Genomic DNA, 16,774 nt, shown 5'->3' on the forward strand with positions numbered 1-16,774 from the left:
GTTCTAATTCACTGAGCTCTTTTGGTCCTTTTCCATAAGAATATTGTTTTCCTACAGGTTGTTGAAAACGGTACGTTTGATCGGTACGATACCACTTCATCCACGTCTTAATTTGGGAAACATTTTTAATTCCAAGCTTCTCCATAATTGTCCGATTGGAATATCCATCCTTTTTCATTTCAATCACTTTCCACTTTACTTCTTCTGGGTAATGAACTCTTGTCTTCAAACGAAAAACACCTCCAATGAATTTGCATACTTAGTATGCGAATTCAGGAGGTGTTTTTTTCATGTACCACTATTCGGGTTCACTTCATTTAGCAGGGGATTTTATCATTGTAATTCTTCCTTCTTTTCCTCTAAAGTAGGGAGTTTTTCTTTTTTCGGTTTCCCTAGCTTAATTACGAAGAAGTATAGGGAAAGCAGCGTAATAAGAAAAACAATTAAAAACGGGTACGGAGAGTAAAAAGCACGCGCCGCCTCAGTCTTTCCCGCAACAAATTTCAATGACTCAATATCTAAAAACTCAGCAAACATTTGTACACCGAGCATACTAAACCAAAAAACAAAAAAACTAATAATAATACCAAAAACTTGCTTCAATCTTGTCATTCATCTCATCCTTTCTATATGTGTAATTTTTTAGCGCAATCAATATAGTACAAACAAAACTATGCACAGAAAGGAGCTATCTTACTATTCGCGAATTAACTTAATCCAACCTAAAATTGCAATTTGCAAAATAATACCCCAAATTATAAGCCTTCTTAGCCATCGAGGAAAGAAGGTTAAAAACTTAACATACCATTCCAATAGCTTGTTCATAATTCCCTCCTACATAAAATTATATAGGAAAAAGGATATATAATCCAAATCCAACTAGAATGATGCCACCTACTATCTCGCCATATGTACCGAGCATATCTTTCGCATGTCTACCAATTAATAAACCAATCCACGCTAACAACATGCTAACAAATCCAAAAAGTAATATCGTAATGATTGTTTGTGCCCCATAAATACCAAGACTAAGCCCTACTGAGAAACTATCTATACTAACGCCAAATGCAAATACGAATAAGCTAATTCCAATAGGGACAGTTCTAGTCTCTCCATTTTGTAAAATGGTCGAATATACGATATAAAAACCTAGTCCGATTAATAAAATAGCACCCGCAAAATGTGCAATATCTCCATACTTCTCTGATAAAAAACGACCTAGTACCATCCCTATAAATGGCATAATAATATGAAATATCCCTATCGTCATACCAATATACAGGATTTGTCTTAACTTTAGGGGCATCATCCCCATACCAAGACTCACCGAGAACGCATCCATCCCTAAGGCGAATGCCATAATTATTAAAGGTATTAGCTGTTCAAACGTCATTCATGCCCCTCCTTGGACGTGCTACTTCACAATATGCTTATCCAAGGAGAAATATTCTGTTTGCTAACCTTACCTTATCATTCAATAATAATATGATGTCCTGCCGCTTTTGTTAAACGATTCATAATAGCATTTCCTATTCCTTCATTAGGGAACGACTCACTAAAAATAACATCCACTTCACTTGCATCAAATGTTCTAAGTACATCATATAATTTAGTCGCAACGCTAGCTAAGTCACTTCTAACACCACAAGACAATATAACATCTGCGTTATATACATGCTGATACTCTTCCGTCGTTAATACGCCTACTTTAAATCCTTCTTCCTTTTTCTCATCCACAAGTTGCTGAATAAACTCACGTGAGCCCTCAACAATACTAAGTGGTGCTTTCGGCGCATAATGTGTGTATTTCATTCCAGGTGATTTCGGTTTTTCCTTCTCATCCTTTAAAGCTGGATCTAAAGAAACGGTACCTATCACCGCTTCTAATTGTTCTTTCGTAATCCCACCTGGACGTAATATTGTTGGAACCGTGCTTGTACAATCAATTACAGTTGATTCAACGCCTACTCCAGTTGCACCACCATCAACAATACCTGCAATCTTCCCATTCAAATCTTCATATACGTGAGAAGCTAGTGTTGGACTTGGACGCCCTGAACGATTCGCACTTGGTGCCGCAACAGGTACATTCGCCTCTTCAATAAGAGCAAGTGCAACTGGATGATCAGGCATTCTTACCCCAACCGTATTAAGTCCCGCCGTCACCCTCTCTGAAATCCCTTCTTTTCTCGGCAAAATAATTGTTAATGGTCCTGGCCAAAAATGCGCCATTAACTTCTCTGCAACTGGTGGAATTTCTTTCACAATCCCATCTAACTGAGATTTTGTACCTATGTGGACAATGAGTGGATTATCACTCGGTCTTCCTTTCGCTTCGAAAATTTTCGCGATTGCTTCATCATCCATCGCGTTTGCACCTAACCCATATACTGTTTCCGTAGGGAAAGCAACCGCCTCATTTTCTCTTAATAATTTTGCTGCTTCTTGTAACTGTGGATAATTTTTTTTTCTTTCCACAGCATTATCCACAACCCACATATTTGTATGCATTTTTTTCCACGTCCTTTTCTACCCTTAAATACTTGTCTATTTTTAGTTTACTATGAGAATTATCCAAAAGACAAACAAGGTTTATCCACAAAATGTGGATAAACCTAATTAATCCGTGGATAACTTTGTGAATAGCTGACAATTTAGTATTATTGCATTCTGCTCTTTTATATTTTTACAAAAATGTTCTAACTGTTGAATTCCCTCTGGAACCTCATCCTTTTCTATAGTAAAAAAGTCAAAGAACTGAAAGATCGGTACAGATTGTGGATGGTTTGTTAGTAAGTACAATTGTTGAACACTTTTTTCTTTCATATACTGCAAAAACATTTCAAAAAAATATAAGAAAGTCTGTTTATCCACATGAGGTGTGAATAAACAAGAACGAATAAGTACATCTTCCCCACTTTGTTCATAACCAATTACAGCTCGTATTTCTTCCGCCTCTTCCAAAATCATAAATTGTGCGTACAACTCATTTATTTTATCATCTTTTTTATTAGCTTGTCCGAAAAAAGAATGTAATCTTTCCACATCTGCTTTCGTAGCAAAATACACTTTCTTCATAATAAATCCCTCCTCATTTTTATATATGAGGAGGGATTTATTAATAGTACTATTTAGAGAATAAAGATGTAAAAGCTTCTACAATAAACAATTTAACTTCTGGCTTTTCTTCTTCCTCTTCTACTTTTACATACTCATTTTGCTTTTCTTGTTTTTTCTCCACAGGTTTCTCCACTTTTTCCACAGTTTTTGTTTCTTCTTCACTTACAGGCTGCTCTTCGACTTTTGTTTCATTTTTTACTACTTTCTTTTCAGAAGCTGTTACTTCTTTTACTACTTCCTGTTTTACAGCTTTCGTTTCTTTAACCTTATCCACTTTCTTCTCTTCTGTATCTACTACTTCTTCATCTAGTTGTTTCACCTGTTCCTCTTCAGGAGATTCCGCCTTCACAACGTGCTCTTCTTTTCTTACAGCTGTCCCACTCGAAAAATCTAAGAAACACATTGGTGGAAATAATACACACCACCAGTTCGCCCCTTCACCTTCTCCAATTGTGATCAATACTGCTTCATATTCTCCTGCTGGATAAATAAAATTCCCATATACCTTTGTAGGAAACTTTACATTCTTACTAAATTTCACTTGAAATGATTCTTTACTTCCTTCCCTTTTTAACGTATTTTCCACCGTTTTCTCGATTTCTGGAATATGACTTTGAATTACTTTGCGTGCCTCTTCAAATGAAGTTAAATCCGCTACCCATCCATCAATTTGCGCTTTTACTTCATCACGCACTTTACGCTTTAATGCCTGGTCTTGATCTGAATCGCTATTTGCTAAAATTCGTAATCGAACGGCCTCTTTCGGAATAACTGAAGGCCCTTTTGCATCAGCTTTCATATATCCAAACTGCACAAGTAACTGTGCACCAATTAATAATATAAGAAGATAAGCAATAACTTGTTTTTTCATTTCCTCCACCGTCCCTTCTACAAACAGTGTGGACAGACTTTCATATTTCTAAACTATTAAATTCAAAATCTATATGAATTTTCCCACAAAAAAATAGAGTAAGGTGTGAACCTTACTCCATCTCTGCAAATACCATACGATCTTTTCCGTTAATATCAAAAACAACCTCAACATGAGCATGTGGAAAAGCTTGTTGTAACAATCTTTTTACATCCTCACCCTGTCCTACTCCAATTTCAAACGCTACAATTGCTTTCTCCTGCAACACATTCGGCAATTCTTCCATAAAACGGCGATAAAAATCTAATCCGTCTTCTCCACCAACAAGTGCTCTCTTCGGCTCATGCTCTTTCACAACAGGAGAAAGACCACGCCAATCCTCTTCCGGTATATATGGAGGATTTGAAACAACAACATCTAGCTTTTGACCCGTTTTATCAAATGGTGACAATAAATCACCGTGATAGAACGTTACTTCTGCACCTAAAGCTTTTGCATTTTCTTTTGCAACTTCAATCGACTCTTGTGCAATATCTACTGTATACACGTGAAGATTTTTATTTTCTAAAGCAAGCGTAATAGAAATCGCTCCACTACCTGTGCCTATATCTGCTACATGTAGTTCCTTGTCACCAAAATGGCGCTCAATTCTTTCTAATACTCCTACTATAAGTTCTTCTGTTTCCGGTCTTGGTATTAATACTTCTTCATTCACAAAGAACGACCGGCCATAAAACATTTCATAACCAATCATATATTGAATAGGAATACCTTCTACATGCTTGTGGATAAACTCCGTAAAGCTTGCCTCTTGTTCCTCATTTATTTCTTCACGCATATTCATAAGTAATCCTGTTCTGTTCATCTTTAATACATGACAAAGGACAATTTCTCCCGCATTTTCATCTCGTCCATTTTCCTGTAAAAAAGAAGAAGCCCATTTCAGGGCTTCATAGACACGCATTACTCAGCTGCCTCCATCCTTTGAGCCTGATCTTCCATCACTAAGGCATTGATGAAATCATCTAACTTACCTTGTAAGATTTGATCTAGCTTTTGAATCGTTAAACCGATTCGATGGTCTGTAACACGGTTTTGCGGGAAGTTATACGTACGAATACGCTCTGAACGATCGCCCGTACCAACAGCTTGTTTACGGTTTTGATCATATTCAGCTTGTGCTTCTTGTCTAAACTTATCATAAACACGTGCGCGTAATACTTTCATCGCTTTTTCTTTATTCTTAATTTGTGATTTCTCATCCTGACAAGATACAACTACACCAGTCGGTAAATGTGTTAAACGTACCGCTGACATCGTTGTATTAACACTTTGTCCACCAGGACCACTAGAAGCGAATGTATCAACACGAACATCTTTCTCGTGAATGTCGATTTCTACTTCTTCTGCCTCTGGTAATACAGCTACAGTTGCTGTAGATGTATGAATACGTCCACCAGATTCCGTTTCAGGAACACGTTGTACACGGTGAGCACCATTCTCGAATTTCAGCTTCGCGAAAGCACCTTTACCGTTAATCATAAAGATAATCTCTTTATATCCACCTAACTCTGTATAGCTAGCCTCGATAATTTCTGTTTTCCAACCTTGAACCTCAGCATAACGGCTATACATGCGGTATAAGTCACCAGCAAATAAAGCGGCCTCATCGCCACCAGCAGCCCCACGAACCTCAACGATAACGTTCTTATCATCATTAGGGTCCTTTGGAACTAGTAAAATTTTCAGACGTTCTGATAACGTTTTTTCTTGTGATTCTAACTCAGAAACCTCTTCTTTTACCATGTCACGCATTTCAGCGTCTAACTTCTCTTCTAACATTGCTTTCGCATCTTTTAATTGCTCACGAACATCCTTATACTCACGATACACCTCTACCGTTTCCTGTATATCAGACTGTTCCTTTGAATATTCACGAAGCTTATTTGTATCGCTAATAACCTCTGGGTCACTTAACAATTCATTTAACTTCTCATAACGATTTTCTACAGCTTGCAAACGATCTAACACATCATTCACCTCTACATCCTAGTATCTAATACAAATAGTATATGGTACTTACTCAAAAAAACGCAAATTATATTTAAAAGCGTAAGCGGCTTGCTCAGAATCGCAGGCCATTGGAGCTCTCGACCTTGAAGCGCTTTTTGCTTCAAGCGAGAGAGTGAAATGGCCGGAGATTCTAGCCGCTGAAGCTAGATAATATTTAAAAGCGTAAGCGGCTCACACCACCCACACTCTCCATTCTGAAAAAAACCCGCCTTGCGCAGCGAGTTTTACTTGTCTTTGTTTGTAGGAACTGCATGACAATGACGACATCGTGGTTCATACGATTCTGAAGCCCCAACTAAAATAATCGGATCATCAAATGCCGCTGGTTCTCCATCAATTAATCGTTGTGTACGACTTGCCGGAGATCCACATGCAGAACATACTGCTTGTAGCTTTGTTACATGTTCAGCAATTGCCATCAGCTGAGGAACTTGTCCAAATGGTAGACCACGGAAATCTTGGTCTAAACCAGCTACAATGACACGATAGCCACGATTTGCCAATACTTGCACCACTTCCACAATGTCCCCATCAAAGAATTGTACCTCATCGATTGCAATTACATCCATATCTTCAGTGATATGTTCAAATATATCTTTTGAAGCTGAAACAGGAACTGCTTTTACCTTTAATCCGTTATGTGATACAACGTCTTCTTCACTATAGCGATTATCAATACATGGTTTAAATACAATTGCATGTTGTTTTGCAAATTGCGTACGGCGCACACGGCGGATTAACTCTTCTGATTTACCAGAAAACATACTACCGCAAATCACTTCAATCCAGCCATTTTGATTTATTAAGTACATGAAGCTCTCCTTTCATCTACTTTTTAGTTAAAAGTAGGGTAAAGGTATAATATTTTCACAAAAAAAACAGACAAGCGAATACATACACTTGCCTGTTTTATGTTTTTATTACTTGATACCGTATTTCTTATTGAAGCGATCAACGCGTCCGTCTGCAGTAGCAAACTTCTGACGTCCAGTGTAGAATGGGTGAGAATCAGAACTGATCTCAACTTTTAGTAATGGATAAGTGTTACCATCTTCCCACTCAACAGTTTCGCTAGAGCCTTTAGTAGACCCGCTTAAGAATTTGAAGCCTGTGTTTGTGTCCATGAATACAACTTTCTTGTAATCTGGGTGAATTCCTGCTTTCATTCTTTTCATCTCCTTCCGCCCTGAATCATTTTCGAAACAGAGTTTTTCATCTTCAGCTGCATACACAACTATATTGATGAAACACATATGATGAAATTATAACAAGGCTAACTTCATTTTGCAACTACCTGTTTTTGTCTTTTGAAATTTAAAGTGGCTTGGGCTCGATCAGCTCTGACCAGCTAAGGTTCTCCCACTTATTTCTCTCTTTAATATCACCTAAAAGGCATAAGAAAACTCGCTTACTATAAAATAAGCGAGTCCCAATCTTTTCCCTTTACTTAGTTGTTACATACCTTTTAGAGTCTGCAACAATGTTTTGTAAAAATTCTTCGTTTGTCTTCGTTTGACGAAGCTTACGTAAGAAACTTTCAACAAAGTCTGGTGTATCACGCATTGTTTTACGAATGCCCCATAACTTGTCTAAATGCTCTTTTGGAATTAATAGATCTTCTTTACGTGTACCAGAACGACGAATATCAATCGCTGGGAAGATACGACGTTCAGCTAACGAACGATCTAAGTGAAGTTCCATATTTCCAGTTCCTTTAAATTCCTCGTAAATAACATCGTCCATACGAGATCCTGTATCAACAAGGGCTGTTGCTAAAATCGTTAAGCTACCGCCTTCTTCAATATTACGTGCAGCTCCAAAGAAACGCTTCGGTCTATGGAAAGCCGCTGGGTCGATACCACCCGATAATGTTCTACCACTTGGCGGAATAACGAGGTTGTAAGCTCGCGCTAAACGGGTAATACTATCCATTAAAATGATAACATCTTTTTTGTGCTCTACAAGACGCATTGCACGTTCTAACACAAGTTCAGCTACTTTAATATGATTTTCTGGTACTTCATCAAAAGTAGAACTTACAACGTCACCCTTAACAGAACGTTCAATGTCTGTTACTTCCTCTGGACGCTCATCAATTAAAAGAACAATTAATTCTGCTTCTGGATGATTTGTTGTAACACTGTGTGCAATTTCTTTTAATAGACTTGTTTTACCAGCCTTTGGAGGCGCAACAATTAAACCACGTTGTCCAAATCCAACTGGTGCGATTAAATCCATGATACGTGTCGGTAACTTTTTCGGTTCCGTTTCCAATTTCATTTGGCGATCTGGGTATAATGGTGTTAATGCAGGGAAATGCACACGCTCTTTTGCTGAATCTGGATCATCTCCGTTTACAGCTTCAACTTGTAATAACCCAAAATAGCGTTCATTTTCTTTCGGAGGTCGTACTTTACCAGAAACTTTGTCTCCATTACGTAAATCGAAACGACGAATTTGCGAAGCTGAGATATAAATATCTTCTGAGCTTGGAGAATAGTTGATAGGACGTAGGAATCCAAATCCTTCTGATTGAATAATTTCTAATACGCCTTCCATGAAAAAGAAACCTTCTTTTTCTGCTCGAGCTTTCAAAATAGAAAAGATTAACTCTTTTTTCGTTAACTTGCTATAATACGAAATCTTAAATTCTTTCGCAAGCTCGTATAACTCTTTTAATTTCATGTTTTCTAATGCTGCAATTGACAAATTCATTCAGACACCACACTTTAACGTTATTCTCTTTTTTCATGGGTAAAAGGAAAAATACGGAAGGCAAATAATTAATAATGAAAGGCAATAAGTTCAAGTAGGATAATATTCACTATTGTAACCCTTTTATCTAGTTTTAATCAATACGTTGGAACACAAATACAAGAAGCGAAGACAAGAAAATTTGTCTTCGCTTCTTATTTAGTTTAGTTCCAGCTCCGATAGTTAAAAAGATCGACCATTTTAACCTTTCTGAACGAGCCGCTTACGCTTTTTATTTAATCCAGCTCCGGTGGCTAGAAGGGTCAGTCATTTCACCCGTTCCTGCGAGGCACAAAACGCCTCTTCGTCAGGAGTTCCAATGCCTTCCCCTTCTGAGCAAGCTGCTTACGCTTTTTACTTAAATCCAGTTCCAGCGGCTAGAATCTCCGGTCATTTCACTCTCTCACTCGAAGCAAAGAGCGCTTCAAGGTCGAGAGTTCCAATGTCCTGCGATTCTGAGCGAGCCGCTTCCACCTTTTACTTAATAACCAAGTTCGGTTTTTTATTTAAGCTATGACGACCATCTACGAAGCGAACTGTGCCTGATTTCGCACGCATAACAAGAGATTGCGTTGTTCCTACGCTACCTTTAAATTGAACACCGCGTAATAGTTCTCCATCTGTTACACCTGTTGCTGCAAAGATTGCATCGTCACCTTTTACTAAGTCCTCCATACGAAGGATACGATTAATGTCTTCTATGCCCATTTTTTTACAACGCGCTAATTCAGCTTCGTTTTGTGGCAATAGTTTTCCGTGAATTTCTCCACCTAAACATTTTAAAGCAACTGCTGCTAATACACCTTCAGGTGCTCCACCAGATCCAAATAAAATATCTACACCTGTACGATCAAACGCTGTATTAATCGCTCCAGCTACATCTCCATCATTAATTAATTTAATACGAGCACCAGCTTTACGAATTTCTTCGATAATTTCTTGATGACGTGGGCGATTTAAAACTGTCGCTACAACATCTTCAATATCTTTATTTTTCGCTTTCGCAACTGCACGTAAGTTATCAATAATAGGCGCATCAATGTCGACCGCCCCAACTGCTTCTGGGCCAACCGCGATTTTATCCATGTACATGTCAGGAGCATGTAACAAATTACCATGGTCTGCAATTGCAATAACAGCAAGAGCATTCCAGCCACCAGCTGCTACGATGTTTGTCCCTTCTAAAGGATCAACTGCAACGTCTACACGTGGTCCATATCCTGTACCTAATTTCTCTCCGATATATAGCATTGGTGCTTCATCCATCTCACCTTCACCAATTACAACTGTACCTTTCATCGGAATTGTATCAAATACATCACGCATAGCTGATGTTGCTGCACCGTCTGCTTCATCTTTTTTCCCGCGCCCCATCCAACGCGCTGATGATAATGCTGCAGCCTCTGTTACACGTACTAACTCCATAGATAAACTTCTTTCCACAATAATCCCTCTCCTTTAAGTCTTTATATTTCTGCCGTATTTTGTGAACCGTGTTTTTCTATAAAGTGTACTTCCGCAAGTAGTGATCCTTCGCTTCCCCCTTGCGGAAGTATCACTTATGCGTTCTTCATCTCTTCAATTTCTTGTTTTGTCATTTGTTCTCGCCAAATGTTTGCTCCAAGCCCTTTAAGCTTGTCCACTATATTCTCATAACCTCGATCAATATGCTCAAGTCCTGTTACTTCTGTAATTCCATCTGCCATTAACCCTGCAATAACAAGTGCCGCTCCCGCTCGTAAATCACTCGCCTTCACTTTTGCACCTTGCAGTAACACAGGACCAGTTACAATTGCCGAACGACCTTCTACTTTAATTTGAGCATTCATACGACGTAATTCATCAATGTGTTTGAAACGGGCACCGTAAATTGTATCTGTTACAACTCCCGTCCCGTGCGCTTTTGTTAAAAGCGTCGTAAACGGCTGTTGTAAATCTGTTGGAAAACCTGGATATACAAGCGTTTTGATATCAACTACTTTTAACTTTCTATTACCGTTCACCGTAATTTGATCATCGTTCGTTTCAACTTGAACACCAGCTTCTCTTAGCTTTGCAGTAACTGATTCTAAGTGCTGAGGAATAACGTTATCAACCGTTACTTCTCCTCCTGATGCAGCTCCTAGAATCATATACGTACCAGCTTCGATACGATCTGGGATGATAGTATGGTGACAACCATGTAAAGAGTCCACACCATCTATTCGGATTACATCTGTACCAGCACCTTTAATACGTGCTCCCATGCTTGTTAACAATGTAGCTACATCAATAATCTCGGGCTCTTTCGCTGCATTTTCAATAACAGTTCTACCTTTCGCTCGTACAGCTGCTAGCATAATATTAATCGTAGCTCCCACACTAACAACATCTAAATAAATACGTGCTCCATGTAGTTCATCTGCCCTTAAATAGATGGCACCTTGTTCATTTGTAACATGTGCACCCAGCGCTTCAAACCCTTTAATATGCTGATCAATTGGCCTCGGTCCTAAATGACATCCACCCGGAAGCCCAATAACAGCTTTTTTAAAACGGCCAAGCATCGCACCCATTAAATAATAAGAAGCGCGCAACTTTTTCACTTTTCCATTTGGCAAAGGCATTGCAACCATGTTAGAAGGATCGACTACCATCTCTTCCTCCTGTCCATAAGTTACTTTCCCTCCAATTTCCTCTAGTAAGTCTCCTAACATTTTCACGTCCGAAATATTAGGGACACCACCAATAGTTACTGGAGTATCTGCTAAAATTGTCGCTGGAATTAATGCAACGGCACTGTTCTTTGCACCGCTTACTCGAATTGTTCCATTTAAAGCTCTTCCGCCTTCAATTAGCAATTTTTCCATATTGAGCTCCCTTCTTGTGAATGTATTTACTTTCTATATTTTTATAGAAAGCTCCCCTTAAGAATCTCAATTACTCTTTCCATCCCAAAACTCAATAAAGTGAAACTTTAATTAGTCGGGGGTGTTTATCCCCCACTGGTTATTAGTTGAACCAATCGGGCTTTTACGGGCAGTTGACCCCCACCTAACTTTTTTGCTTCCACTAAATTTTGAGGTGGGGGTCTTACTGCCCTTTAATGCGGGATAAATAGGAAACCATTATCTTCATTTCTCCTGTAGCACGAATAGATAAAGATCAACTATTCATCGAATTCACTTTATCAATTTAGATACGTTATCACATTTATTAATAGGACTATGCACATTATTTTCTATTTAAAAACCAAAAATGATAAAATCTTTCGACTTGTTCACGCTTTCATTATACAACGAAAGGAAACCGTCTAAAAGACTAGACGGTTTCCAAAACGGAATTTTATTCTTACGCTTTACCGTTAGAACCGAACTCACGCATTTTACCAGCAACAGTTGCTTTAATAGCGTCGCGGCCAGGTCCGATAAATTTACGAGGATCGTAAACTTCTTGGTCTTTGTTTAATACTTCACGAACAGCTTTTGTAAACTCGATTTGGTTCTCAGTGTTTACGTTGATTTTTGAAGTACCTAAAGAGATAGCTTTTACGATATCAGCAGTTGGGATACCAGTACCACCGTGTAATACTAAAGGTACGCCAGTGAAGTCACGAACTTGTTCCATTTCAGCGAATCCTAAGTTAGGCTCACCTTTGTAAGGACCGTGTACAGAACCTAAAGCTGGAGCTAGGCAATCGATACCTGTTGCTTCAACAAGGTGCTTACACTCTGCTGGATCAGCGTAAATTACGCCTTCAGCGATTACGTCGTCTTCTTGTCCGCCAACTGTTCCAAGCTCAGCTTCAACAGATACGTTACGAGCGTGTGCGTATTCTACTACTTGTTTAGTAGTTTCAACGTTTTCTTCGAATGGGTGGTGAGAAGCGTCGATCATTACAGATGTGAAACCTGCATCAATTGCTTCTTTACATTTTTCGAAGCTTGAACCATGGTCAAGGTGAATCGCTACAGGAACAGTGATGTTCATTTCTTCGATTAAAGCTTTAACCATAGCTACAACTGTTTTGAAACCAGTCATATGACGAGCTGCACCCTCAGATACACCTAGGATTACAGGAGATTTTTCTTCTTCCGCAGCAGCTAAGATAGCTTGAGTCCACTCTAAGTTGTTCATGTTGAATTGACCAACTGCGTATTTTCCTTCTAGTGCTTTGTTTAGCATTTCTTTCATAGAAACTAAAGGCATGGTGAATCCTCCTAAAAAACGTTTTTTGTATCCGATAAGTTCTTATCGCTGGTAGTATGACCAGAATAAGGTAAAATATGTATATCTACATACCGGACTTTTTTCTACACTCAATAGGATAACAACTTGTACTCAAAAACTCAACCGTATTCACCTGCACAATAGTCCATGTAAACGCTTTTTTCCATATTTTTTATAAAAAATTCATTTTTACGCCTCTACAGCGAGCTCATTTCTCACAGCTTGACGAATTTCATCAATATCAAATGGTTTAGCAAAATGCATTAAAGCACCTAAATCTTTTGCTTCTTGGATCATATCAAGCTCTCCATAAGCAGTCATTAAAATGACTTTAATACTCTCATCAATTTCTTTTACATGCTTTAAAATCTCTATACCATCCATGCCTGGAATTTTCATATCTAATACTACTAAATCCGGATTATCTTTTTTCACGATATCTAAAGCTTGAAATCCATTCGCTGCTTGGAATGTCTGATAACCTTCTTTTTGGAACACTTCATGTAATAACACACGAATCCCATATTGATCATCAACGATTAAAATTTTACCTTCCATAATTCCCAACCTTTCTGTGTAAGTACAAGATTTAAAGCTTCTTATATCTTAACGATTTATTTTCGCTATTCTTTGGCAAATTCCTTCCTATTCTTTCTTATTTTACCGTTTCCTATTTTGTTATGCTACCCTACGATTTCACCTTTCTAAAAAAATAAACTATAATGAAAGCCGGCAAACACGTACGAAGGGAGTAACATTATGTTAAAAATTTTTTCAACTCAATTAAGTGGTTATTTCTCCAGAGTTTCTCAAAAAGAAGAAATGAATATAGAAGATAGCGCTCGTTTACTTGCTCAAGCACTAATTGGCGATGGTTTCATTTATTTATATGGTACAAATGAAATGGATGGTGTTGTTACCGAAGCACTATTCGGTGCTGAACCAATGAAGCAAGCAAAACGCTTATTTGAAAATGGTAAAGAAGCAGAAGTAACCTCTGCGGATCGTGTACTTCTTATTAGCCGTTTTTCAACAGATGAAGCAGTTGTAGAAATTGCAAAAAAACTACAAGAAGAGGGACACTCTATTGTCGGCATTTCTGCTCTTCAAGAAGGTACGAAATCACTGGAACAATATACAGACGTACATATTGATACAAAACTGTTAAAAGGCCTTATTCCAGACGATGAAGGTAATCGCTACGGGTTCCCAAGCTTAATAGTAGCTTTATTTGCTTATCACGGAATCAAATTTACAATCGATGAAATGTTAAACGAATATTAAAAAAAAGCGCCGTCACTTTAAAGTGACGGCGCTTTTTTTATTACTTGCTCTCTTTATTCGTAATAGAAGCTCTTACGAAGTCATGGAACAATGGTTGTGGACGGTTTGGACGAGAAACAAGTTCTGGGTGGAACTGTGCTGCTACGAACCAAGGGTGGTCTTTTAATTCAATGATTTCAACTAGACGACCGTCTGGGCTTGTACCAGAGAATACGAATCCTTCTTTTTCCATATCCGGACGGAACTGGTTGTTGAACTCATAACGATGACGATGACGCTCATATACAACCGGCTCATTATAAGCATTGTAAGCATTTGTTTCTTCAGAAAGCTTACATGGGTATAGACCAAGACGAAGTGTACCACCTAGGTCCTCTACATCTTTTTGTTCTGGTAATAGGTCAATGATTGCGTATGGTGTATCAGGGTTAATTTCAGAAGAGTTAGCACCTTCTAAACCTAATACATTACGTGCGAATTCGATTGATGCAAGTTGCATACCTAAGCAAATTCCTAAGAATGGAACTTTGTTTTCACGAGCATATTGAATCGCAACGATTTTACCTTCTACACCACGATCGCCGAAGCCACCTGGTACAAGGATACCATCTGTGTCTCCTACTAATTCTTGTACATTTTCTGCTGTTACGTGCTCAGCATTTACCCATTTTACTTCTACATCTGTATCGAATGAGTAACCAGCATGACGAAGTGCTTCTACAACAGAAATATATGCATCTTGAAGTTCTACATATTTACCAACAAGAGCGATTTTTGTTTTCTTAGAAAGGTTACGTACCTTGTTAACTAGCGCAGTCCACTCTGTCATATCTGCAGCTGGATTGTCTAATTTTAAGTGATCACAAACGATTTGGTCCATGTTTTGTTCTTGAAGAGATAATGGAACCGCATATAAAGTATCTGCATCGCGAGCTTCGATAACTGCTTTTGTATCGATGTCACAGAATAATGCAAGCTTGTCTTTCATATCTTGAGAAACAGGAAGTTCTGTACGAACAACGATAATATTTGGTTGAATACCTAAGCTACGAAGTTCTTTAACACTATGTTGTGTTGGTTTTGTTTTCATTTCACCCGCTGCTTTTAAGTACGGGATTAACGTACAGTGAATGTACATTACATTGTCACGACCGATGTCGCTCTTAATTTGACGGATTGCTTCTAAGAATGGTAGAGACTCGATATCACCAACAGTTCCACCGATTTCTGTAATAACAACATCCGCATTTGTTTCACGGCCAGAACGATATACGCGCTCTTTAATTTCGTTAGTAATGTGAGGAATAACTTGAACTGTTCCTCCTAAATATTCACCGCGACGCTCTTTTTGAAGAACTGAAGAGTAAATTTTACCTGTTGTTACGTTGCTGTATTTGTTTAAGTTAATGTCGATAAAACGCTCATAGTGACCAAGGTCTAAGTCAGTTTCTGCGCCATCATCTGTTACGAATACCTCACCGTGTTGGTATGGGCTCATAGTCCCTGGGTCTACGTTAATGTATGGATCAAACTTTTGAATCGTTACATTTAAACCACGATTTTTTAAAAGTCTTCCAAGAGATGCTGCTGTAATACCTTTTCCTAAAGACGATACTACACCGCCTGTTACAAAAATATACTTAGTCATGAAAAAGCTCCCTTCTATTTTGCTGTTATATAATCACCGTTGCAAAGCGCAACGTATGTAGATAACACTGTATCCATCTTATTGTTAGACTCTTTTTATTTTCTAAACAAAAAACAAAAAAGAAAATTGCTCCCCTCATCACATAAAGTAATAAGTAGGGAGCAATTTTCTTTTATATTTACACTTTAAAAGTATTATCGTCCTTTTTTAAAGAGCCCAAAAATGATTCTACATGGACGATAATGAAAAGTCAAGAACTACAGTTCTTCCTCTTCTTCTTCAGTTTCATCATACTCAAGTTCTTCTTCAGCGAAGTCGTCTTCTTCATCTTCTTCTAAATCATCAAGATCGTCGTCATCTCCGTCTTCTTCTTCAAGAACCTTGTCCAAATCTTCTACATCATCTTCTTCGTCTGCATTTCCGTCTGCATCGTCAAAGTCATCTTCATCTTCTTCAATGTAGTCGTCAAAACCGTCTTCTTCAACTTTACGTTTCTTCTTCGGTTTTGGCTGCGGTAAGATTTCTTCATCAATTTGCTCATATGGGTACCAGCTGCGTAGTCCCCAACGATTTTCTCCTAAATTAATGAAACGTCCATCGATGTTTAAGTCTGTATAAAATTGTGCGAGTTTCGCATTAACTTGCTCTTGAGATAGTCCCAGCACTTGAGCGATTTCTTGAACCAACTCGTTGAATGTCGTTGCTTGTCTTTTATCCCCTAAAACGCTATGTACAACTTCAATCATTGAACATTCTTTTAGCTCTTCTGGTGAATATTGCTTAAAATTCACTTATGCGGCACTTCCTTTCATCAA

The 16,774-nt window shown here is 38.2% G+C and carries 19 protein-coding genes; 1 reads left to right on the plus strand and 18 read right to left on the minus strand.

Going from position 1 to position 16,774, the window contains the following annotated elements; translation table 11 throughout:
* The 16 genes from ASE54_RS31625 to spo0F all read right to left on the minus strand — a co-directional run.
* A partial coding sequence (locus ASE54_RS31625; RefSeq protein ID WP_057273009.1) for a helix-turn-helix domain-containing protein occupies positions 1–229 on the minus strand: 229 nt, incomplete at its 3' end.
* Positions 230–333: 104 nt separating this feature from the next.
* A complete protein-coding gene (locus ASE54_RS31630) occupies positions 334–612 on the minus strand; it encodes a DUF3935 domain-containing protein (RefSeq protein WP_000197471.1) in 279 nt (92 codons plus the stop codon).
* An 84-nt stretch (positions 613–696) separates the two neighbouring features.
* Positions 697–825 carry a hypothetical protein gene (locus ASE54_RS37475; RefSeq protein ID WP_001037632.1) on the minus strand — a complete coding sequence of 43 codons (129 nt, stop codon included), beginning with the start codon at positions 823–825 and terminating at the stop codon, positions 697–699.
* 19 nt (positions 826–844) lie between these two features.
* On the minus strand, positions 845–1,393 hold the full coding sequence (locus ASE54_RS31635; protein WP_000142476.1) for a manganese efflux pump MntP family protein: 549 nt from the start codon (positions 1,391–1,393) through the stop codon (positions 845–847).
* A gap of 77 nt (positions 1,394–1,470) precedes the next feature.
* Positions 1,471–2,511, minus strand: a complete 1,041-nt coding sequence (locus tag ASE54_RS31640; RefSeq protein ID WP_000557329.1) for an L-threonylcarbamoyladenylate synthase — start codon at positions 2,509–2,511, stop codon at positions 1,471–1,473.
* A gap of 108 nt (positions 2,512–2,619) precedes the next feature.
* Positions 2,620–3,078 (minus strand): mechanosensitive ion channel protein, encoded by a 459-nt coding sequence (locus ASE54_RS31645; protein ID WP_000758437.1) that lies wholly within the window; start codon positions 3,076–3,078, stop codon positions 2,620–2,622.
* A 49-nt stretch (positions 3,079–3,127) separates the two neighbouring features.
* Positions 3,128–3,991 carry a stage II sporulation protein R gene (spoIIR, locus tag ASE54_RS31650; protein ID WP_033795312.1) on the minus strand — a complete coding sequence of 288 codons (864 nt, stop codon included), beginning with the start codon at positions 3,989–3,991 and terminating at the stop codon, positions 3,128–3,130.
* A 112-nt stretch (positions 3,992–4,103) separates the two neighbouring features.
* Positions 4,104–4,955, minus strand: a complete 852-nt coding sequence (prmC, locus tag ASE54_RS31655; protein WP_001267022.1) for a peptide chain release factor N(5)-glutamine methyltransferase — start codon at positions 4,953–4,955, stop codon at positions 4,104–4,106.
* Positions 4,955–6,022: a peptide chain release factor 1 gene (prfA, locus tag ASE54_RS31660; protein WP_000887066.1), complete on the minus strand. Its 1,068-nt coding sequence runs from the start codon at positions 6,020–6,022 to the stop codon at positions 4,955–4,957. The genes prmC and prfA overlap by 1 nt, the downstream gene beginning before the upstream one ends.
* A gap of 266 nt (positions 6,023–6,288) precedes the next feature.
* Positions 6,289–6,876: a thymidine kinase gene (locus tag ASE54_RS31665; protein ID WP_000280851.1), complete on the minus strand. Its 588-nt coding sequence runs from the start codon at positions 6,874–6,876 to the stop codon at positions 6,289–6,291.
* A gap of 108 nt (positions 6,877–6,984) precedes the next feature.
* A complete protein-coding gene (locus ASE54_RS31670; RefSeq protein ID WP_000643435.1) occupies positions 6,985–7,230 on the minus strand; it encodes a type B 50S ribosomal protein L31 in 246 nt (81 codons plus the stop codon).
* A 277-nt stretch (positions 7,231–7,507) separates the two neighbouring features.
* The gene (gene rho, locus ASE54_RS31675) at positions 7,508–8,779 is read right to left on the minus strand and encodes a transcription termination factor Rho (protein WP_001053903.1); all 1,272 of its coding nucleotides are present in this window, start codon (positions 8,777–8,779) and stop codon (positions 7,508–7,510) included.
* 516 nt (positions 8,780–9,295) lie between these two features.
* Positions 9,296–10,261, minus strand: a complete 966-nt coding sequence (gene glpX / locus ASE54_RS31680; protein WP_000442340.1) for a class II fructose-bisphosphatase — start codon at positions 10,259–10,261, stop codon at positions 9,296–9,298.
* Between the two features lie 116 nt (positions 10,262–10,377).
* Positions 10,378–11,667, minus strand: a complete 1,290-nt coding sequence (gene murA / locus ASE54_RS31685) for a UDP-N-acetylglucosamine 1-carboxyvinyltransferase (RefSeq protein WP_000413248.1) — start codon at positions 11,665–11,667, stop codon at positions 10,378–10,380.
* 481 nt (positions 11,668–12,148) lie between these two features.
* The gene (locus ASE54_RS31690) at positions 12,149–13,006 is read right to left on the minus strand and encodes a class II fructose-bisphosphate aldolase (protein ID WP_001131856.1); all 858 of its coding nucleotides are present in this window, start codon (positions 13,004–13,006) and stop codon (positions 12,149–12,151) included.
* A 210-nt stretch (positions 13,007–13,216) separates the two neighbouring features.
* On the minus strand, positions 13,217–13,585 hold the full coding sequence (spo0F, locus tag ASE54_RS31695) for a sporulation initiation phosphotransferase Spo0F (RefSeq protein ID WP_000398594.1): 369 nt from the start codon (positions 13,583–13,585) through the stop codon (positions 13,217–13,219).
* A gap of 201 nt (positions 13,586–13,786) precedes the next feature.
* Here spo0F and ASE54_RS31700 point away from each other — a divergent pair, with 201 nt between their 5' ends.
* Positions 13,787–14,311: a DUF2529 domain-containing protein gene (locus ASE54_RS31700; RefSeq protein ID WP_000912391.1), complete on the plus strand. Its 525-nt coding sequence runs from the start codon at positions 13,787–13,789 to the stop codon at positions 14,309–14,311.
* 40 nt (positions 14,312–14,351) lie between these two features.
* On the opposite strand, the gene pyrG is transcribed toward ASE54_RS31700, so the two are convergent.
* Together pyrG and rpoE are read right to left on the minus strand one after the other, a co-directional pair.
* A complete protein-coding gene (gene pyrG / locus ASE54_RS31705; protein WP_000170448.1) occupies positions 14,352–15,959 on the minus strand; it encodes a CTP synthase in 1,608 nt (535 codons plus the stop codon).
* A 257-nt stretch (positions 15,960–16,216) separates the two neighbouring features.
* Complete coding sequence (gene rpoE, locus ASE54_RS31710) at positions 16,217–16,750, minus strand: DNA-directed RNA polymerase subunit delta (RefSeq protein ID WP_001009774.1); 534 nt, start codon at positions 16,748–16,750, stop codon at positions 16,217–16,219.
* Positions 16,751–16,774: the final 24 nt, after the last annotated feature.

The sequence above is a fragment of the Bacillus sp. Root131 genome, from assembly GCF_001429475.1.
Taxonomy (GTDB): Bacteria; Bacillota; Bacilli; order Bacillales; family Bacillaceae_G; genus Bacillus_A; species Bacillus_A thuringiensis_S.